The organism is uncultured Maritalea sp. (genome assembly GCF_937139385.1).
GTDB classification, from domain to species: Bacteria; Pseudomonadota; Alphaproteobacteria; order Rhizobiales; family Devosiaceae; genus Maritalea; species Maritalea porphyrae_A.
In genome coordinates this window covers 1-20,564 of the sequence record NZ_CAKZPW010000419.1, presented here as the reverse complement: position 1 = coordinate 20,564, position 20,564 = coordinate 1, and the positions used below count along the sequence as shown (strand labels likewise).

Genomic DNA, 20,564 nt, shown 5'->3' with positions numbered 1-20,564 from the left:
ATGAGTTGGTCATCAATGAGTGCTCGGCTGCTTTGCAAAAGCTGGTCGTCGAAACTCATCACGATGTCACCAGCCTGAACCCGATCTCCGTTACGGACGCGAATGTCACCCACGATGCCACCGTCCGAATGCTGGACTGCCTTGAGATCGGAAGCCACGACAACGCTCCCCTGCGTCACGACTGCACTGGAAAGATGGGTCGTGACCGCCCAGCCGCCGATACCGGCGACCAGAAGAACCGACGCCAGTGCGCCCGTGACAATCGAACGGTAGGAACGGTCGGTAAAGTTGTCTGAAGTATCATTTTTCGTATTCATTGGATTTTCCTCAAAAGTATTCAGTTCAGAATTAGATTGTCAGCCCGCAGCGGTTGCCGTCGCAGGAGGTGTCTCAGACCCGCGGGGTTCCTGCGGCTTGCCTAATTTACTTACGGGCTGTGCCCCTCGTAGGGCCGCTTCGTTTCGCTCACGCAGACGGGAGAGCACGTCATCTCGCGAACCGAAATCAACCGAATGCCCGTCATCCATAACAAGGATTTTGTCCACGGCACCAAGGACGCTCGGACGGTGCGCAATGACGACGACGATTGCACCCCGCGCTTTAGCGCTGGCGATGGCAGCATTCAGGGCTGCTTCCCCCGCTGCGTCAAGATTGGAGTTCGGCTCGTCCAGGACGACCAGAAACGGATTGCCATAGAGCGCCCGGGCCAGCGCGATGCGTTGACGCTGCCCGCCTGACAAAGCAGCCCCTTGCTCTCCGACGAGTGCGGTGTAGCCGCCATCGAGGCTTGTAATCAGCTCATGCACACCAGCGGTCTTGGCTGCGGCAATCACGGCCGAATCTTCCGCCTCGGGATCAAAGCGCGCAATGTTCTCAGCAAGTGTGCCTTCGAATAGTTCCACGTCCTGGGGCAGGTAACCGATCTGGCGCCCAAGATCCTCGGGCCGGAATTGGTTGGCCGGGACGCCATCGAAACACACGCTGCCCCTCGATATCGTCCAAGCCGAAACGAGAGCGCGGGCGAATGTCGACTTGCCGCAACCCGTTGAGCCGATGACCGCGAGCGCTTCGCCGGAAGAAAGCTCCAGGCTGACGCCTTTAAGGGTTGGCTTCGTGTTACCGGGCGGCACAACGTAAAGGCCGTCTACAGAAAGCGAACTCTTGGGGTCCGGCATCTCGATTTGCGCGTCGTCCGGTTGCGTCGCCAAGATCGCCTTGAGCTGGCTCCAGGCGCGCTGTGCCCCGACGATCCCGCGCCAGCCGCCGACGAGCGTTTCGATCGGCTGCAGGCCACGGGATATGATGACCGACGCCGCGACGATGGAGCCGGGTGAAAGCTGATTGTGGATCGCGAGATACGCCGCAACTGCGAGAATGGTCGACTGAAGCGCTAACCGAAAAACCTTGGTTACGCTCGAAGACAAGGCAACCGTAACCGCAGATCGTGAACTGGCCCCGATGAACCGTTCATTGAGACGCTGCCATTTGGACGTTAGGTTGGTTTGCATACCCATCGCGCGGACGAATTCGGCATTTCGCCGACTCGTTTCCGCAAGACTGGCGCGGCGACCAGCGTGTTCTGATTGGACAGCAGTGGCCTTGCGCACAGCGCGGTCGGTAACCAAGGCCACGATGATAAGGACAACCGCCCCCGCAATCCCAAGGAAACCGAGCCAAACGTGCAGTGCAAAAACAAGCCCAAAATAGATAGGCATCCAAGGCAGATCAAAGAGCGCCGCCGCTCCCTGGCCTGATAGAAAGCTGCGAATTTGCTCAACATTCCGGATTGCGTTGCCGCCAGCCGGCCGGCCCGGAGCAGGGGCGGAAAGCCCACTGGCGAAGGCCATACCAGCCAGCCGCTGTTCGAATCGATGACCCATTGAAACCAACACGCGAACGCGCGCAGCATCGATGATCCCCATAAACAGGTAAAGAGAGGCGGCGAGTATCGCCAGGCCAAGCAGCGTGTTGACACTTTGGCTGGTCAGAACGCGATCATAGACCTGCAACATGAAAATCGGACCGGTCAGCATCAAGATGTTTACAATTGCGCTGAACAACCCGACAGCTATTAGATTTCCTCGCATCGCACGTTTGGCGACAACAAGCTGCGGGGGTACTGGAATATGGCTTTTCATGACTGTCTCCGTGGATCAAATGTGCAGCCGATTTGGCGACCCATTTCCAAGTCAACAAGTGCAAGTTCTTAAAAACAGGGCGTTTGTCACACTTTGCTACAATTCGGACGACAGTCGTCGACATCAGGGTTTCTGGAAAACCCAAAGTCTTGCCGCAGGCAGAGATCAAAAGAATTTACCATCTTTCCAAAGATCAACTCTGCAAGCGTTACGGAAACCTCTGCGGTCCAAAACAGTTTTGAGCACGCAGAAATCGCTGATGTTTTTGTGGGTGTCGCCAAATTTGAGCGTAAAACCAATGCAGAAGAGATTTATGGCCCCTTCACCCTTTACGAAGCGGTCACAAGCTTTGGGCGCAAAGGCATTTCGATGCAGCGTTATAAGGGCTTGGGCGAAATGAACCCAGAGCAACTGTGGGAAACAACCCTTGATCCAAACGTGCGTTCGCTTTTGCAAGTGCACGTGAAAGAAAGCGATGTGGCAGACGAAACCTTCACCAAACTCATGGGTGATCTGGTGGAACCGCGCCGCGACTTCATTCAAGAAAACGCCCTAAGCGCCACAAATATCGACGCTTAATTCTATCTCACGGTTCGCATTGCGATGTGCATGACGGGCGACACACGAGTGTGTCCGCCCCACGCTCATCGTGGAACCTGCGATAGCGCGGCGCAAATGTGCGCCGATCTGACCGCCCAATGCTCGCTTCGGTATCGGAACTTGATCCTTAAAGCATTTATCATTGGATCTCTTGCCGCTCCGGCATCAAAATTTCATCCACCCGATCAATCGCAACGCCCATAAACTCTTGGCTTAGCGCCTCATCATTTACCGCTCGCGCCACCATCATGGTTCCCACAAGGGTTGAGATGATTTGCATGGCGGTCCTGCGCCGTACCACCTTGTCCCCAACCAACAAGTTCGACAAGACCTCGATCCAGCGCACAATCCCATCAGTATATACATCGCGAATAGCATCATCTGAGCGATAAACTTCATTCGATAAAGCTACCACTGCGCACCCATCGTGTGGGTTGTGCAAATGCCGGTCACACAAATATTGCTCCAAGAACGCATTCAGCAATTCTTGGCCCGCAGGCATATTACGCTCAGGAGAAAGATCGGCGATGGTTTTGTCCATACACTTTTGTAAGGCCGCAGCCACCAAGTGGTTCTTTGACTTAAAGTGTCGGTAAAACCCCCCGTGCGTCATCCCAGATTGGCTCATCACGTCGGACAAAGAAGTCTGTTTGATGCCCTGCAGACGAAACAAGTTCGCCGCTGTTTCCAAAATTCGCTCGTGATTCTTAGCCACAATTTCTTCAGTTACACGCATCACAACCCCAATAGATTTTAGATGATGACTATCATCAATAGCAAGAGATGACCAGTAAAAGGAAAAAACTTATCCTCGGGGCATCCCATCGCGCCTATTGTTCATATGTACATGCGTCCCCATCCGATTGCCGACGGGCAATGGGGCACCAACTTAGGTGAGCATGTACTTGGCAGGTTTATGGTGGTCGCACCACAAGCCTTGCAAACTATGTGCGATGGTCCAGCCTGACACCGAAGGCAGCTTTTAAGACGTTTGGTGGGTATTGTTTCTCACCTGTGCCATTTGGCACTCATCAAATGATCAAGGCGATCAAAACAATTTTGATGGAACGCGGAGCAAGGGGATAGAAGGGTTTAGCACCTCGGGGTTAGCGCCCATAGTTTGCAACTGCCAATGGCACGGGGCATTTTTGGCTCCAAACCAACATAAAAAATTTAGCGCATTGAGCCAATTTCGCCTCGTGCCATCGGAAAAATGAAAAAAAGGCACGTGATAAACATCACGGGCCCGCTTCTTGTGCCTTTCTTTACGGCCCATAAACCGGCCACATTTAAGTTAGATACAGTAGCAAAACTGAATATGTCAGTTCCAAATTTTCTAGCGAGCAAAACCTTGGCAAAGCGACCCGGCCCCAAAAACGCAGATATGCGCTTGACCCAAAAAGACCGTGTGGGCGGCGGCAAGAAAGTCACGCGCAAACCGGCGTCAAAAACCACAAAGGCAAAAACCAAAGCCAAAGCCTCCTCGCGCAAACGGGCACCAGCAAAAAAGAAACAATCTTGGTTCTGGTGGTTGTTCAAGAAATTATTCTATTGGGGCACCGTTGCCGCTGTTTGGGGTTTCATCGCCGTTGCGGGCATTGTCGCCTATTATGGCATGCAATTGCCAGCCTCCGACACATGGGCCATTCCAGACCGTCCCGCCAATATTCGCATTGTCGCAGCTGACGGACGGCTTATTTCGAACCGGGGAAAAATGGGTGGCGAAGCTGTGGCAATTCACGAGTTGCCCCATTATGTGCCCAATGCGGTTCTCGCGATTGAAGACCGACGGTTTTATGATCATCCCGGCTTTGACCCGATTGGCATTGCCCGCGCGTTCGTGAATAACATCGCCAAAGGCCGCATAACTGGCGGTGGGTCAACAATCACCCAACAATTGGCGAAGAACCTTTTTCTAACGCCTGATCAGAATTATGGCCGTAAAATCCAAGAAGTCTTGCTCGCCATCTGGCTTGAGCAAAACTATTCTAAATCCGAGCTAATTGAGTTGTATCTCAATCGGGTTTATTTCGGTGCGGGCAGCTATGGGATCGAAGCGGCAACACAGCGCTATTTTGGCAAGTCCGCGCGCAATCTTTCGCTAGGTGAAGCGGCCATTTTAGCCGGGGTGCTCAAAGCCCCATCACGCCTTGCGCCCAACAAAAACCCAGAAGGGGCGGCCGAACGGGCGCGGCTTGTTTTGAATGCCATGGCCGAAGAGGGCTTCATTTCAGAAAAAGAAGCCAATGCAGCCGCCATCGATCCAAATAAGCGCATTCGCACCCGCATCACGGGCACAGAATATTACGTAGCCGACTGGGTCGAAACCCTAATGGATTCATATTTGGGTATTGTGGATGAAGACGTGATTGTGCGCACCACCATCGATTGGGAACTGCAAAAAGAAGCGGAGTTTTTGATCAAAGAAATTATCCGCAAAAACGGCGACGAACGCGACTTCTCCCAAGGCGCATTGGTAGCCATGCGCCCGGACGGCGCAGTGCAAGCCATCGTTGGTGGCACGGACTATACCAAAAGTCAGTACAACCGGGCGATCACCGCCAAACGCCAACCCGGTTCTGCGTTCAAACCATTTGTTTATTTGACCGCTGTTGAAAATGGCTACTCACCCAACACGATGGTTGACGACAGCCCCTTCACCTATAAGGGCTGGGCCCCGGAAAATGCCACCGGCAAGTTTAAAGGTCGCATGGAATTGCGGGACGCATTGGCCCAATCATCAAACCTTGTGTCGGCCAAATTGGCCATTGAATTGGGACCACAAAATGTGGTCAACACCGCCTATAAGCTTGGCATTTCATCCAATATCAAGCCTTTGCCCTCTATCGCATTGGGCACACCAGAGATTTCCTTGCTCGAATTGACTGCCGCCTATGCGCCCTTTGCCAATGGTGGTCAGGGCATTATTGCGCATGTGATCTCCTCCATTGAAACCCCAGATGGGGAGGTGCTCTATTCCCATATCCCCTCTGGCCCCGGTCAAGTAATGGCATCCGATGCTGTGGGCAAAATGAATGATATGCTCACCCATGCCATTGAAGTGGGCACAGGGCGCAAAGCCGCATTTGGAAATTGGCCAGTGGCGGGCAAAACGGGCACCTCACAGAACAACCGCGACGCGGTATTTGTTGGCTATTCAGCACGGCTGGTCACCGGCGTATGGTTGGGAAATGATGATGGCAGCCCCATGCAAAAAGTTGGCGGCGGCTCTTTCCCAGTGGACGTATGGCGCGAGTTTATGCAAAAGGCGCACAGCGATTGGGCCGTCGCCCAGCTGCCGGGCGGAGATGGGCGTTTCGATCAAGCACCGCCCGAACCCATTGGACAGCAAGCGCAAAATGAACCGCAACGCCGATCAATCGGAGATCTCTTGTCTAGCATTTTTGGTCGGTAAAATGGGCTACCAAACAAATGGGATGAGCCTTTTGGTTTTGTCCGCATAGTCGTAAAATGCCTGCCCGTACCGCTTCGCCAAATAGGCATCCAACGACGGGATGTAAAAAAACATGAACAGCGCCAAAAGCAAAACCGGGATCGAATAGCCAACAAAGTGCCCGGCAACCATTGCATAGGCGAGCACCCACAACACATCGCCAAAAAAGTTGATGTGCATTGAAAGACCAAACAAGCCACCGGTATAAAGTTTTCCCTTATTGGCCGGATTCTGTTTGAATAAATGGCGCATCAATTCAGACACTGTGTTGATTGCGCCCCCAACGATAAACAGCCCTATGGCGGCAAAATCAAGGGCCCCAAGCGGTGCCCCATTGGGTAAAACCAATATGGCGAATCCAATGTAATAAAGCGCAAAAGCAAGCGGCACAGGAATGGTTTCAGACCACGGAATTGCCCGTTGCATCAAATAAAACATCGTGAACAACATGCGGGCCAATGTTATCAGGCTAAACGATAAAATGATCCAGCGTCTGCCCATTTCCGGCTCAATTGGCATGTCAAATAACCAATCAAACCAGGCCTGTCCCGCACCAAACATGATGAAATAGGCCAATCCTATTAGGGCCAACTCAGCGGTGATTATGGTCAATTTCTGTGGCACCGATGTACCCTTGGTTGCGTAGAGATCAAGCATTTAATCCTCGCTCGGGTTCAATGATGTAAAATCTGGCGTGCGCTCATAAATGGTGGAGAAATAAATCTCACCTTCTACCAGCCGCATAAAGGTTATGGCGTCCTGTTTGCTGGGCGCACTGTTTTCAAGCGCAGCCAAAACATTTGCGTAAAACTTTTGTACGGCGCGTCTAAATTTTTCCGAACGGCTTAGGCTGTCAAAATATAGGGCAAAATAACGGGCTTTATCGACCCCATAGCGATGGGTAACATCCACAAACATGGAACTGATGGCGCTGGTCAGCGTGGTTTTTTGCGCTTCAAATGGAAGACTATCAAACACTGCCAAGTCAAATTCGGAATAGCCACGCAAAAAATACAACTCAAGTACCGCGTCATAAAGTTCATCTTTGGAGGCAAAATGGTGATACAGCCCACCCCGCGAAATCGCCGCAACTTTCACCACTTCGTCAATGCTGGTGCCGTCGACCCCATGCTGCAAAAACAGCTGAAATGCTGCAAACAGCGCCCGCTGTTTGCCATCCAATTTGTCCAAAGCATCAATGTTCATATCACCCTATCCTTTCCGCCCCTTAAAAAACGCCACCAACACAAGACGCCCTCCCTTTTTCCCATCAATCAAGCCAATTGAAGAACTAGGCCGAACGTTCGGTCGGTTTCATCAAGATAGGTTGGCGAGTGGTGGCGGTCAAGGGCTGGGAGTGAAACCCATGAAGGGATGTGAAGCTTACGGCGTATCGCGCGACGCAAAATCAAAGCACATATCCCAAAAACGTCAGTGACGATTGCAACAAAATTGACGGCACCATTGAAAAGCTCCTCATCTGCTGTCAGATGGAGCGCTGATGCTGCCTAGTACCTAGTACCTGGTACCTAGTGGGGCGCCAGTCTGATGGCGATTTCTAAATTGATTGCCGGCAATAAAGCAGTTGGCGTCTGATACCTGGGCATAACGAAACGACATGGTCGATAGGCCTGTTGGCCTATTGATAGGCAAAAAGTGTGCGGCCATGCACTTTGAGCCAAGAGCGGCCGCGTTGCATGTCGGGCAAAGTGCGCGCCACTTGATCCCAAAAGGCTTGGCTGTGGTTCATTTCGATTAAGTGCGCAACTTCGTGCGCCGCCACATAATCAAGCACAAAAGGTGGGGCAAGGATCAGCCGCCAATTAAAGTTGAGGTTGCCCGCGGACGAGCATGATCCCCAACGGGTCGACTGGTCACGCATGCTGATGGCCTTATGGCGCACGCCAAGTCGCTGGGTGTGGATTTCGACGCTGTGGGATAAATCGGTTTTTGCTTCAGCCTTGAGCCAATTGATCGTGCGGCGACCAATGTGTTCAGGCGCGCCGGGCACGTGCAAAATTGGCGCGCCCTCTAGTGGTTCAAGTCGGGGAAGACCACGCAAACTGCCCGTGCTCTGGATCAGTGTGTCAACACCACGCACCGGCAGCTTTATGCCCTGTTCAATGGGCTTTGGCGCCACCACATGGTGTTGACGCGCCGCCAACCAATTGTGCTGCTTGGTCAAAAAATTCTGGGCTTCGCGCCAATTGCCCGATTTAGGCACCGTCAGAATTATCCCCTGCCGGCTATCCAGTGTTATCCTATAACGGTTTGCGCGATTGTTCTGACGCACAAGAATGTCTTGGGGCTGACCATCAATTTCAATGACAGTGCTTTGTGGAATGGGTTCAGATTTTTTGGCAAAGAACATAAGGCTCGATTTTGCGTATCAGCGCCACAAAGGCAAGCTCCAAATTTGCCCTAAACAAAAAAAGCACCTGCTCAATAAAGAGCAGATGCTTTTCGGGGGTGCCAGGGTCAACCGGCGGGGAGAGGTTTATTGAAAGGCACCGCACATATGCGATGCCCAAATTGTTACTCGTCGTCGCTTTCGCTTTTCTTTTTCTTCGGCTTGCTCACCTCGTCAGCATTATCTTCACTAAAGCTCTTGGCTTTATGGGCTGATTTAAAGCGATCAAACTCTTCGCGGTCACGTGCCATATGCAAGCTGCGCAAGAATTCTTCAAAGTCAGAACGTTCTTGCTCAAGGCGCATGCGCTCTTCTTCTAGGCGACGGATTTCAGCTTCACGGTACTCATCAAATGCCGCGTTACCAGTTGCTGAGTGGCGACCATAACGGCCACGTTTACGGCCCATCTTGCATTTTTGCTTGTTCATCCACTTTTCCGCCTTTTCACCGGTGCCACCGTAATGTTCGCCCCACAAAATGTAGGCAAGCATTGCAAGGCCAAGCGGCCAGAAGAAAACAAAGCCCAAAACCATCAAGGCAATGTTTATAGGGGACCAATGGGGTTTAATAATTGCTGTGCTCATTTTTCTCTTCCTTCATCAACGATACACAAGATTTGGGGCGTAACGCTTTGGCTTCAAGCGTCAAAAAAGTGAAAAATACCTCTTGAAATGTACGCAAAGTGAACCATTCGGGGGGATTTAGCCGTATTTCGCATATGAATCCCTGTCGCAATTGCGTATCAAATGACCAAACTTGGAGTTCAAAAGTACAAATGAGCGTGTTTGCTGCGACGAAAATCGGGTCCCACCATCGCCTAAGGCTTGAAACACTGGTGCGATTGCGCTGGTTGGCGGTAGGGGGGCAATCCGTTGGTGTGCTGCTAGTCGCTTTTGCCCTAAATTATGAATTGCCGCTTGGGGCATGCTTTACCCTGATTGCCCTTTCGGCTTGGCTCAATGTCATTCTGCTTATCAAATATCCGGCCAATTATCGCCTGCGTTCGCACTATGCAGCGGCGATGCTGGCTTACGATTGTATGCAACTTGGCGGTCTGCTTTATTTGACAGGTGGCCTGTCCAATCCCTTTGCCATTTTGCTGTTGGCGCCAATTTCTGTGTCCGCCACCACCCTGCCTTTTCGCTGGACAGTTGGGTTGAGCGTCCTTGTTGTTGGCATTGCAACAGCGCTCGGGTTCTTTCACTTTCCCTTGCCGTGGGACCCGCAAACGCCGGTCCAATTCCCCAATCTTTATACATTTGGTGTTTGGGTGGGTATTGTGTGTGGGGTGAGTTTTATTTCAGCATACACGAACCGTGTGGCGCACGAAGCGCGCCAATTGGCTGATGCGTTAAGCGCAACCGAATTGGTGTTGGCCCGCGAAACCCATATTACCGCCCTTGATGGTTTGGCCGCAGCGGCCGCCCACGAGTTGGGCACGCCTTTGGCAACGATTGCCCTTGCGGGTAAAGAAGCGCTTTCAGACCTCAGTGACAAGGAATCAGTAAAGCAAGATCTTGAATTGATTTCAGAACAGGCGGCCCGGTGTCGAACCATTTTGCAAAAGCTGCGTAACCTAAACGCGGGCGAGGACCCTTTTAGCGAGTTAACCCTTTCAGATTTTGTCGCTGAAGTGGTCGAGCCGCACCGCTTTTTTGGCATTGAAATTGTGATCAACAAAAAGGGCGAGGGCAGCGAACCATTGATCGCGCGCAACGCAGGGCTGAACTATGGGTTAGGCAACTTCATCGAAAACGCGGTGGATTTCGCCCAGCAAGTGGTCACAATCGATCTTGTGTGGTCAAAAGATCAAGTGCTGATCAATATCACAGATGATGGCGCGGGCTTTGCGCCCGAAATGCTGGTGCGGCTCGGAGAACCCTATCTGACCAGCCGGCCAAAAGATGACCTCATTGATAACGATCCAACCGAACCAGGCGGTCTAGGTTTGGGGGTATTTATCGCCAAAACCTTGCTCGAACGCTCGGGCGCACAGGTGGGGTTTGCCAACCTAAACCCGAACGGTCATGCCTGCGTCAATATACGCTGGCGCCGACAGGTGATTGAAATTGAAAAGTCAGATAAGGTCCCAGCCGGGGAGATGAGATGATCTTTTGTCGCGCGGCAATGTGTGACATAGGTTGAATTGATTGCGAGGTAAGCCAATGACAAATGTGCAAGAATTGATGGGCAAAGACCTGTCACTATTGCTGGTGGATGACGACAAGCCGTTCCTCACCCGGCTTGAACGCGCCATGCAAAAGCGCGGCTTTGACGTGCGCGTCGCTGACAGCGTCGCCGCAGGCATTGCCCAAGTGAAGTCCAACCCCCCAGCCTTTGCGGTGGTGGATATGCGCTTGGAAGACGGCAATGGATTGCAAGTTGTGTCTGCACTAAATGAAAAACGGCCCGATGCACGCGCTGTCGTGCTCACTGGTTACGGCAATATTGCGACTGCCGTTACCGCGGTTAAGCTCGGCGCGGTGGATTATTTGGCAAAACCTGCTGATGCCGATGATGTGTTTAAAGCGCTCATGGCATCGGATGATGAAATAAAGGCCGACCCGCCAGAAAACCCCATGTCAGCTGATCGGGTGCGCTGGGAGCATATCCAACGGGTTTATGAATTATGCGACCGCAATGTGTCCGAAACAGCTCGGCGGTTGAACATGCATCGGCGCACATTGCAGCGCATTTTGGCAAAACGCGCGCCACGATAAAACTAAATTTGCGCGAGCGCTCTTCAAGCTGCTCGCGCCACCCATTTGATTTTTAAAAACAATAGGTCGACACATGACGGTTACATTGTCTTTTCATGGTGCGGCGGGCACCGTCACCGGTTCTTGCTATAGGATCTCCCACCCCGGCGGGGAATTCTTGGTGGATTGTGGTCTGTTCCAAGGCAATAGGACTGTTCGTGCCTTGAACGAAAAACCGTTTCCATTTCGCCCGGCGGACATTGATTATGTGCTGCTCACCCACGCTCATATTGATCATGCGGGCCTGTTGCCCAAACTAGTGAAACATGGCTTTGAAGGTCCAATTCACGCCATAGAGGCGACCGCCGGGTTGATGGATTATTTGTTGCCCGATAGCGCCGGCATTCATGAGTATGAAGCTGAGCGTGAAAATCGTCGGCGCGCCCGCAAAGGCAAGCCGCCCATTGATCCGCTCTACACAAAAGAAGACGCACAAGAAGCGCTAACCCGCCCAGTGGGATATGAATATCAAACATGGTTTGAACCCGGTCCAGGTGTAAAAGCACGGTTTTGGAATGCGGGGCATATTTTAGGTTCAGCTTCTATTGAGGTGCAAGTAGACGATGCGAGTGGCAAACCGATTCACATTTTGTTTTCAGGCGATATTGGCCCAGATGAAAAGGTCTTCTATCTCGAACCTGATGCGCCAGCTGGCTTTGACTATATCCTTTGTGAAAGCACCTACGGTGGTCGGGAACGTGATGATTATTCTCTAGAAAAACGTCGTGACGTTCTCAAAACTGAAATCAACCGCGCGCTGGGGCGTGGGGGCAATTTGGTGATCCCCGCCTTTGCGGTCGAACGATCGCAAGAATTGCTACACGATATCGGATTGTTGATCAAAAATGGTGATATTGATCCACAATTGGTCTTTCTTGATAGTCCCTTGGCCCGAAAGGTGACCGCTGTGTTCAAGCGGCATTCTAAAGGGTTTCACGATATGGAACTTAGCCCAGACGAGCTATTTGCTGACAATCGGTTCCGCATTGTTGAATCAGTGCAAGAGTCAAAAGACATCAACAAGATCAATGGTGGCGCCATCATAATGGCTGCTTCTGGCATGTGCGATGCGGGCCGCATCAAACACCATTTGCGCAACAATATTTCAGACCCCAAATCAACGGTTTTGTTTGTGGGCTATCAAGCACCAGGCACATTGGGTAATTTCATTCAGTCTGGAAGTCCTGAAGTGCGCATTCACGGCGAAAACCACGTGGTGCGGGCAAATATTCGTTCCATTGGCAATTATTCCGCCCATGGTGACCACACAGAATTGATGGATTGGATTGCAGAACGTTTGCCCGCGCACGGCGCGATTTTCCTCACCCATGGGGAAGATGAGGGACGCAAGGCCATGCAAAAAGCCTTGGCTGAAAAAGGGTTGAACGGCGATAAGGTGCGTGCGCCACAATTGGATGATCGTTTTGAACTTCGTGCCACAGGTATCGCCCGCGTCGTCCACACAGATGCCCCGCGTATCGATCCAGAACAATTCAATGCCGATTGGACCAGCGAATATACTCAGTTTTCAATTGAATTGGGCAATCTGCTGACGAGAAAAAAGAGCGACAAAGAGCGTCTAGAGTTGATCAAAAGGCTCAAAGATGAGCTTGCAGCCAACTAAAGTGCGCTGGGGCCGGGGTCCATCAATTGATGGATCCGGTCCGCGCCCATGCGGGCAATTCTAAGCATCATGGCTTTGCGCCGCGCGGCAGGCAATTTGTCCTCGTCTGCATTGCGCAATATTTCCGCACCGTGCCCATCAGCTACGATTAAACCTTGATCTTCGGGAAAAATATCGCCATCCAATTCGGGTGGTTTCGCAAAGAAAAAGCGATCACAAAACTGGTGATATTCAGGCCATTTATTGTCCACCTGATAGTCCTGCAAGCTTGATTTAATCTCAACAATCCAAATGTCACCCTTCGGGCCGACGCCCAACAAGTCCGCACGCCGCCCATTGGCCAAATAGACTTCCGCAAAGCAACAAAAATCAAACCGTTCACGCAACAAACGCATGGTGCCCCGTTGCACCCGCAACGCGGTCTCAGATTGTCGCCCATCAACAATTGGGGGCAAATGATCAAGGTGTGAACTCATTAATCCAATTTAATCGATTTCTTCGCACTGGGGAACCGGCTTTCATCTAAGATGCCGGCAAACGCCAACCCTAGCACCAAGAGGGGCAAGGGGGCCATTAATGCCATGCGAATGCCAAAGCTCTCAGCGATAAAGCCAAGGCTGGCTGGGCCAATAAAAAACACCAAGAAGGCGGTTTGCGCCAAAGAGGCCACATTGATCGAGGCGGGTCGATCTTGACGACGGGCGGCAGCGGATACCGCGAGCGGATAGATGATGCTTGAACCCATGCCCAACAGCATGAACCCCAAAATGGCCAGCCAGAACGTGGGGGCAATCCCCACCAGTGAAACGCCAACTATTGTAATGCCAATAGAGATACGCGCCATCAGCACCGTGCCGAATTTCTCCACCACCGGGTCGGCGAAAAACCGGGTCAGCGCCATCACCAACGTAAAGGCGATCAGGCTTGAGCTTTCCACAAACTCAGCGATTTCAAAACTGTCACGCATGTAAATGACCGACCAATCAATGCCCGCACCTTCAGCGATCAATGCACCAAAGGACACCGCACAAAGCGCCAAAATAAATGGGGTGGGTTTTGTAAATATCCCTGGCTTTTCGGCACTGGCGTCAGGTTTTTCCGGGGCCATTTCTTGGCCAATCACCGCGCCAATTGTGCCAAGGGCAACAATGGGAAAAACCACAATCATGTGCATGAAGGGCGACACATCAAATTGGCGCATAAAACCGCCCAGAAGGGCCGCTGCAAAAAAGCCAAAGCTCCAGAACCCATGGCAGCGATTCATAATGCGCCGCCTAATATGGGCTTCAAGCCGATCTGCTTCCACATTGATGGAGATTTCCATCGCGCCCACCGCCATGCCACCCATCAGAATGGTGGCAATCACAACCCAGTAAACCGATGAGCCAGCCACAAGAATATAGAGGGAAATCATCGCAATATTGCCAATAATGAACGTGCGCTTGGTGCCAATTTTTTCGACCAGCGGTGCGCCCAAGGTCAAAAAAACCAACATGCCCAACGAGCTGCACATCAGCGCCAATCCCAGTTGCCCCTCTTGAATGCCCAGTTGTACTTGTATGTCAGCAAGTCGTGACAATAGTGATCCAAGTCCAAATGCAAACAAGAAGAAGATCGCAAAAATTCGATGTTGGGGTTTGATCATGAGGATTACTCAAAGGAGGGGCGTTTAAACAACAAACGCTAGGGGAGAACTCATGGCTATGCAAACGAAAAATGGCCCCTAAATAGGGGCCATTTGGCATGAGCTAAACCGGGGAGGACCAGTTTAAGCTGCAGCAACTTCGGACAAGAATGTATCAACGGTTGATTGTAAGGTTTGGGCCTGGCGTGCCATATCTTCAGAAGCCACCAAAACTTGGTTCGCGCTTTGGTTGGTTTCCCCCGCCGATGTGGTCACCAAATTGATCGAGCCTGCCACCTGTTCGGTGCCCGTTGCCGCTTGGGTAACGCTTTGGCTGATCTCAGCGGTCGCTGCCCCTTGCTCTTCCACCGCAGAGGCGATCGAGGTGGTATAGCTCGTTACTTCCGCCATGGTTTGCGCGATCTGTTCAATCGCTTGCACAGCCTCTTTGGTGCTATCTTGAATTTCAGTGATTTGGTTGGCAATTTCTTCGGTTGCGCTGGCTGTTTGATTGGCAAGGCTCTTCACCTCTGTTGCAACAACCGCAAAGCCTTTGCCCATTTCACCCGCCCGGGCCGCTTCAATTGAGGTATTGAGTGCCAACAAATTGGTCTGCTCTGCAATATCTTGAATAAGCGCCACCACATCACCAATGCGTTGCGCCGCATCCGCCAGTCGGGTCACCTTGGTATTGGTGCTTTGCGCCGCTTCAGCCGCAGTATTGACGATCGAATTGGTTTTGGATACCTGACGCGAAATCTCTTCGATTGAAGCCGCCAATTCTTCTGCGGCAGCGGCCACCGCTTTCACGTTTGCCGAAGCTTCTTTAGAAGCGCTGGCCACCTCATTGGCTTGCCCTGATGTGTCTGTGGCAATGCCCGTCAACACATTTGCGGTTTGTGTCATTTGTCCTGTGTTGCGCGAAACGGTCTCTAAAGCTTCACCCACAGAACCACGGAACTGCGTGATGAGTGTTTCCACTTTGGATTGGCGGGCCAAACGCGCATTGGCCTCTTGCTCACTTTCTTCTTCTAATCGACGCCGGGCAATGGCATTTTCTTTGAACACATCCACCGCGCGCGCCATATCCCCCAACTCGTCTTGGCCCTGTGTACCTTCAACATCCACATCCAAATTGCCTTCAGCCAAATCCGCCATTGTGTTGGATAGGTTGGCAATCGGGCGGGTGATGGTGCGGGCAAACAAAAACCCGGCAATCATAATAACCCCTAAGATAATTGAGCCGATGGCCAACAAGAGATTGCGCAATTGATCGACGGGCGCGTTTGCTTCAGACACCCCTTGCACGGCAACAACCGCCCAATTGATCCCGGCAAACTCAAACGGCACGCTTAAGAGGTTTAACTCCTCTCCCCGATAGGTATCGGTGACTGTATAGCCATATTTGCCCGCAAGCGCATCATCAATGGCGGCATAATCGAGCTTGGTGGTAAGGATGTCGTTTTGGTCAGTGAACACAGAATCGTTGCGGAACGAATGGTCACCCCCAACAATAAATGTTTCGCCCGTGACGCCTAAACCAGTTTTATCATGCATGATTTTGGTGAATTGATCGACCGGGATTTGAAAGGCCAGCACCCCAATGCGTTCGCCCTTGTCGAATACGGGAGTGGATATAAAACTCGCCGGTGCATCATTTGAGGGCGGGTAGGGGAAGATGTCTAGAAATTTAAGTTCGCCGAGCTGCATTTGTGATGCGGCTTGAAAGGCTTTCCCCAAATCGCTTGCAGCCCACCGCCCACCATTTGGCGCAAAATTGGTGGCAAAATCATTTTCTTTGGCAACGGTGTAGAGCAATTGCCCCTTATTGTTGAAAAGAAATATGTCGTAATAGCCCATTTGTTCCAACAGGGCAGTGAAATAGGGGTGATATTTGGCGTGAACACCATCATACCATTCGCCCGTATTGGCGCTTTGCAATAAATGCCGTTCCCCCAACGGATAGGGATTATTGTTCACATATGCATTTTGCAAGACCTGCTCAGGGTTGCCTTCGATTTGTGCCCACGCCTTGCTCAAATCTTTAATGCCATTGATCGCTACCGGGTTTTGCGCCTCCACAAACAGGTCTGATCTAACGCCCTCAAAATAGTTTTTCAGCGCCACCTCGCGGCTTTCCACTATGGTCTCAAGCTTGGTGCGCGTCATTTGCCCAACGGTGTTGGAACTAATGATAAAACTTGCAACGCCCAACCCAATGCCTATGGCAAGGGCTGACCCAGTTAGCGCCAGGGGGAGGCGATAGGCGATTTTCAATGCAGGGAGTTTAAACATTTTTCGGCTCGCAATGGTTTGAAAGTTCAAGCCAGTGTCGCCGCTTGTTGGTTAATTGCGGATTTGGAGGGCATTACGCACTAATGCGCATATGAAGGGTTAAACCTAAATGCTCATCCGATGTTGCACGCCTTTGTTTGAGGCCGCGCTTTGCCGTCTAGGGGCTTTGCCAACAACTTTGTCTTGCATGATTTGTACGCCAGCGAAATTGTTGCGCACAAATTCATAGCGCCGAAAGCCAAAACCCGATGCGGGTGCTTTTTCGCCGCGCTTTTTTGCTTCATCATTATACCGGCGCCTGTCCGGGCCGAAATAGCTGTCGGTTTCAAAATAAACATTTTTGGTGTTCACTTGTTTGGCCAAGCGGTTTTTGATCGAAGAGGCGACCCATGGAATTGTCAATATGTCATCAAAGCCCGCATTAACACACTCAATGATCGACTCTTTTGACGGTGTCTCAACAAAACAAATCAGCGGCGCAAACCGCACCCGCAATTGATGGCTGGCCCGAATTTCGCTAATGCGTTCCACCGTTTTTTCAAAGTCCGACCCATAGTCAAACAGGAAGAAATTGACCGGATTTGTCTTTGATAGGCGCTCAGCATCAGCCAGCCCCATATAGGGACGAACTGTCGCAAATTCTAAGTCCGCAGCAATATCGCCTATTAAGGCAACCGAGTTGGGGTTGTTCCCCATATTTGTTGCGAAATCGAATTTGATCACGGACGCCTACTCAATTGATCGGCGAAGCAACAACTTAATATGTTAACTTAACCGTATTGTGAAATATACAAATTCAATGTAAGTAGGAACCGTTAATTTTTTGTCGAAAAACTGAAGTTTTTGGCCGTCATGCGGTAGTTTGCGCCCGGATGTAACAATTGGGCATAGGTGATTGCTTTGCCGCCAAGATGTGTGCGGCGCTCAATGACAAAAAGGGCATCGTTTTCTAACACATTTAACGTGCTGGCTTGTTCAGCATTTGCGTTTTGTGCTGAAAAGAAATGCGCCGCCTCTGAATAGGGTGAAGACTGCACCAGCCATTCATTCGGATTGATCTGATCAAAATTGGCGTGTTCTGCCTCGGGTACCATTTCAAGGTTGATCCAGCGTTCTTCCAATTGAAAAGGAATGTCACTGGCAAAGTGCACACAACGTAGATAAAGCGCTTTTGTGCCTCGCTCTACCCCTAAATTTTCGGCTATGGCCTGTGGCGTTTCCCTTACCGCTTGTTCAAGCACCGTGAACCGATAGCTGGCTCCGCGTTCTTCGATTTCTTGGCGCACAAGGGGAATGGTTACCCGCGTGGCGCGTGTGCCCGCTGAAGCAACACGGGTGCCCGCCCGGCGTTTGCGTTCCACATAGCCTTCTTCGGCCAACTCTCGGATGGCCCGGTGAACCGTTGCCCGCGCACAATCATATTGCTGAGCAATTATTTCTTCATGCTCCACCTTATCCCCTGGCCGCAATTCACCGTTTCGAATGCGGTCCAGCAGCTCGTTTTTGATCTTGAGATAAACAGGTTCAGGGCGCGTGGTCATCAATTACAATAGGGCTCGCAGCTTGCGCAGCGTTTGCCTGAATTTCAGTTCAAACGAAGCACGGTTGATATGTTGCCCATCTTTAACAATATGCCGCCCCGCTGACCATAGGTTGTGAACATTGTCATTGCGCCCTGCAAACATCCAATAGTCCAAAGCAAGGCTTTCGTTCAGCCCATCCGCCAGAATTAATTGGGGGTCTAGGCTAAACAGATCAGCCCATTGGCCCGCTTCAATGCGCCCTGATTGTCGCCCAAGCGCCTGCGCACCCCCGGCAGCGGCACTTTGCAACAGAAATTGCGCGTTCGAGCCATGTGGCTTTGCCAATAGGGTGCGCTGGTTGGTTTTATAACGTTGGGAGTGCTCGAGCGTGCGCAGCTCTTCAGCCAAAGAAATCCGCAAGTCGCTATCCGAGCCGATGCCAAATTGTCCGCCATGTTCAACAAAGCGCACCGCCTCAAAAATCCCATCCCCCAAATTGGCTTCGGTGATCGGACAAAGTCCGGCGACAGCCCCCGTATTGGCCAAACCGATGGTTTCCTCTGGCGTCATATGCGTGCAATGGATCAAGCACCAGTGTTGATCAACCGGCGCATTTTCCAAAAGCCACTCAACGGGCCGTGCGCCCCAATGGGTTTTTACGTCATCCACTTCAGCCAACTGTTCTGCAATATGCATATGCACCGGCGCGCCGGGCAGTAATTGGGTGACTTGGGCCAACAGGTCCTTATTCACCGCCCGCAAGGAATGGGGCGCAACACCCAAATGAAAATCAGCAGGCGCGGTTTTCAATGCCGATTGCGCGCCTTCAACCATGAGTGCGAACAAATCAAAATCGCTGCCAAACCGTTGTTGCCCACCTTTAAGCGGTTCGCCATTCACCCCACCAAAGCTATAAAGCACGGGCAAATGGGTCAGCCCCAATCCAACTTCCTGTGCGGCGTCGATGATCTGCAAACTGGTCTCTGCCACATTGTCGTATGGGGTGCCCCCAGTTTGATGGTGCACATAGTGGAATTCACCCACCGCAGCAAAACCAGCTTCTGCCATTTCCATAAAGGTGAAGGCGGCAATCGCGTGAATATTGTCAACGCTGAGCTGGTCCAAAAACCGATACATCACATCGCGCCAGGTCCAAAAACTATCCGTTGATGCCCCGCGCCGTTCCGACAATCCGGCCATCGCTCGTTGAAACGAATGGCTGTGCACATTTGAAATGGCGGGCAATAGTAACTGCTCGCCAAGGTCTGTGTCGTTTTCCTGTTTAATCGCGTTGGCTTCAACTTTGGCGATTTTGCCGCCCTCAATTGAAAGCCTGACATTGGTTGCCCACCCATTGGGCAATAGGGCGGATTTGGCGAAAATATGCTGCATTTCAGTTCCATTTGACAGATTGAATATGTATGGACATATTAAAAATAAGCATATACATATTTTTATGGCTGGCAAGCATTGCCTGTTAAAACGCTGACTAATTTTAGGGCGCATTTTGATGTCGAAAACCAACTATCTGTTGATCAACACACAGATCGCACTGATGGATTTACCCGATCAGCGCTATGGCGGTCTGCTTGAAGATGGCGCAATTGCGGTGCAAAATGATCAGATTGTCTGGATCGGCCAAAGCGCAGACGTACCCGCGCCGTTTAACACATGGCGTCAACATGATTTGCAGGGCGCGCTGGTGACCCCCGGGCTGATCGATTGCCACACACATTTGGTCTATGGCGGCAATCGCGCCAACGAATTTGAAATGCGGCTTGAAGGCGCATCTTATGAGGAAGTGGCCCGCGCTGGCGGTGGCATTTTATCAACGGTCACCGCCACCCGCGCTGCAACGGTTGATCAGTTGGTTGCAATGGCATTGCCTCGGCTCGATGCATTGTTGGCCGAGGGCGTAACCACCATCGAGATTAAATCTGGCTATGGCCTTGATCTAACCTCAGAGCGCAACATGCTCTTGGCCGCTAAAAAGCTCGCAACTTTACGCCCGATCAACATCAAAACCACATTTTTGGGCGCACACGCCACACCGCCCGAGTTTAAAGACCGGGCCGACGACTATATCCAACATGTGGCCAATCAAATGCTGCCCGCTTTGGCCCAAGAAGGTTTGGTG

The 20,564-nt window shown here is 51.6% G+C and carries 16 protein-coding genes and 3 pseudogenes; 6 read left to right on the top strand and 13 right to left on the bottom strand.

The features are described 5' to 3' along the window. A pseudogene (locus Q0231_RS16565) lies at window positions 1-317 on the bottom strand (HlyD family type I secretion periplasmic adaptor subunit); the annotation flags it as partial. Between the two features lie 39 nt (window positions 318-356). Continuing rightward, window positions 357-2,138 (bottom strand): type I secretion system permease/ATPase, encoded by a 1,782-nt coding sequence (locus tag Q0231_RS16560; protein WP_299349358.1) that lies wholly within the window; start codon window positions 2,136-2,138, stop codon window positions 357-359. 309 nt (window positions 2,139-2,447) lie between these two features. Between Q0231_RS16560 and Q0231_RS16555 the strand changes: the two are divergent. Then, window positions 2,448-2,717 (top strand): annotated as a pseudogene (locus Q0231_RS16555) (DNA gyrase subunit B); the annotation flags it as partial. Window positions 2,718-2,877: 160 nt separating this feature from the next. On the opposite strand, the gene Q0231_RS16550 reads toward Q0231_RS16555, so the two are convergent. Further along, window positions 2,878-3,474, bottom strand: coding sequence for a TetR/AcrR family transcriptional regulator (locus tag Q0231_RS16550; RefSeq protein WP_299349355.1), 597 nt, complete (start codon window positions 3,472-3,474; stop codon window positions 2,878-2,880). Window positions 3,475-4,056: 582 nt separating this feature from the next. Between Q0231_RS16550 and Q0231_RS16545 the strand changes: the two genes are divergently transcribed. Further along, window positions 4,057-6,153, top strand: coding sequence for a transglycosylase domain-containing protein (locus Q0231_RS16545; RefSeq protein ID WP_299349352.1), 2,097 nt, complete (start codon window positions 4,057-4,059; stop codon window positions 6,151-6,153). A 6-nt stretch (window positions 6,154-6,159) separates the two neighbouring features. Here the strand turns inward: Q0231_RS16545 and Q0231_RS16540 are convergent, their stop codons facing one another. The 4 genes from Q0231_RS16540 to Q0231_RS16525 all read right to left on the bottom strand — a co-directional run bounded on the left by Q0231_RS16540 (window position 6,160) and on the right by Q0231_RS16525 (window position 9,186). Beyond that, window positions 6,160-6,849 (bottom strand): DUF1295 domain-containing protein, encoded by a 690-nt coding sequence (locus tag Q0231_RS16540; RefSeq protein WP_299349349.1) that lies wholly within the window; start codon window positions 6,847-6,849, stop codon window positions 6,160-6,162. Then, window positions 6,850-7,398, bottom strand: a complete 549-nt coding sequence (locus Q0231_RS16535; protein WP_299349347.1) for a TetR/AcrR family transcriptional regulator — start codon at window positions 7,396-7,398, stop codon at window positions 6,850-6,852. It abuts the gene before it with no gap. 433 nt (window positions 7,399-7,831) lie between these two features. Further along, window positions 7,832-8,563, bottom strand: a complete 732-nt coding sequence (locus tag Q0231_RS16530) for a SprT family zinc-dependent metalloprotease (protein ID WP_299349344.1) — start codon at window positions 8,561-8,563, stop codon at window positions 7,832-7,834. Window positions 8,564-8,727: 164 nt separating this feature from the next. Beyond that, the gene (locus Q0231_RS16525; protein ID WP_269393291.1) at window positions 8,728-9,186 is read right to left on the bottom strand and encodes a DUF2852 domain-containing protein; all 459 of its coding nucleotides are present in this window, start codon (window positions 9,184-9,186) and stop codon (window positions 8,728-8,730) included. 191 nt (window positions 9,187-9,377) lie between these two features. Between Q0231_RS16525 and Q0231_RS16520 the strand changes: the two genes are divergently transcribed. From Q0231_RS16520 to Q0231_RS16510, 3 genes are all read left to right on the top strand, one after another. Then, window positions 9,378-10,712, top strand: coding sequence for an ActS/PrrB/RegB family redox-sensitive histidine kinase (locus Q0231_RS16520; RefSeq protein ID WP_269393290.1), 1,335 nt, complete (start codon window positions 9,378-9,380; stop codon window positions 10,710-10,712). A gap of 55 nt (window positions 10,713-10,767) precedes the next feature. Continuing rightward, window positions 10,768-11,322, top strand: coding sequence for an ActR/PrrA/RegA family redox response regulator transcription factor (locus tag Q0231_RS16515; protein WP_269393289.1), 555 nt, complete (start codon window positions 10,768-10,770; stop codon window positions 11,320-11,322). 73 nt (window positions 11,323-11,395) lie between these two features. Then, complete coding sequence (locus tag Q0231_RS16510) at window positions 11,396-12,985, top strand: MBL fold metallo-hydrolase (RefSeq protein WP_299349340.1); 1,590 nt, start codon at window positions 11,396-11,398, stop codon at window positions 12,983-12,985. On the opposite strand, the gene Q0231_RS16505 is transcribed toward Q0231_RS16510, so the two are convergent. The 6 genes from Q0231_RS16505 to Q0231_RS16480 form a co-directional block, all read right to left on the bottom strand. Further along, entirely contained in the window at window positions 12,982-13,461 is a 480-nt protein-coding gene (locus tag Q0231_RS16505) for an MmcB family DNA repair protein (RefSeq protein WP_299349337.1), read from the bottom strand. The genes Q0231_RS16510 and Q0231_RS16505 overlap by 4 nt on opposite strands. Beyond that, the gene (locus Q0231_RS16500; protein ID WP_299349334.1) at window positions 13,461-14,630 is read right to left on the bottom strand and encodes an MFS transporter; all 1,170 of its coding nucleotides are present in this window, start codon (window positions 14,628-14,630) and stop codon (window positions 13,461-13,463) included. The genes Q0231_RS16505 and Q0231_RS16500 overlap by 1 nt, the downstream gene beginning before the upstream one ends. Window positions 14,631-14,753: 123 nt before the next feature. After that, window positions 14,754-16,904, bottom strand: a complete 2,151-nt coding sequence (locus Q0231_RS16495; protein ID WP_269393285.1) for a methyl-accepting chemotaxis protein — start codon at window positions 16,902-16,904, stop codon at window positions 14,754-14,756. Between the two features lie 105 nt (window positions 16,905-17,009). Beyond that, on the bottom strand, window positions 17,010-17,627 hold the full coding sequence (locus Q0231_RS16490; RefSeq protein ID WP_269393284.1) for a hypothetical protein: 618 nt from the start codon (window positions 17,625-17,627) through the stop codon (window positions 17,010-17,012). A 92-nt stretch (window positions 17,628-17,719) separates the two neighbouring features. Beyond that, a complete protein-coding gene (locus Q0231_RS16485; protein WP_299349331.1) occupies window positions 17,720-18,445 on the bottom strand; it encodes a UTRA domain-containing protein in 726 nt (241 codons plus the stop codon). Between the two features lie 3 nt (window positions 18,446-18,448). Further along, the gene (locus Q0231_RS16480) at window positions 18,449-19,819 is read right to left on the bottom strand and encodes a formimidoylglutamate deiminase (RefSeq protein ID WP_299349328.1); all 1,371 of its coding nucleotides are present in this window, start codon (window positions 19,817-19,819) and stop codon (window positions 18,449-18,451) included. 163 nt (window positions 19,820-19,982) lie between these two features. On the opposite strand from Q0231_RS16480, the pseudogene Q0231_RS16475 reads away from it, so the two are divergent. Then, window positions 19,983-20,564: pseudogene (locus Q0231_RS16475) on the top strand (imidazolonepropionase); the annotation flags it as partial.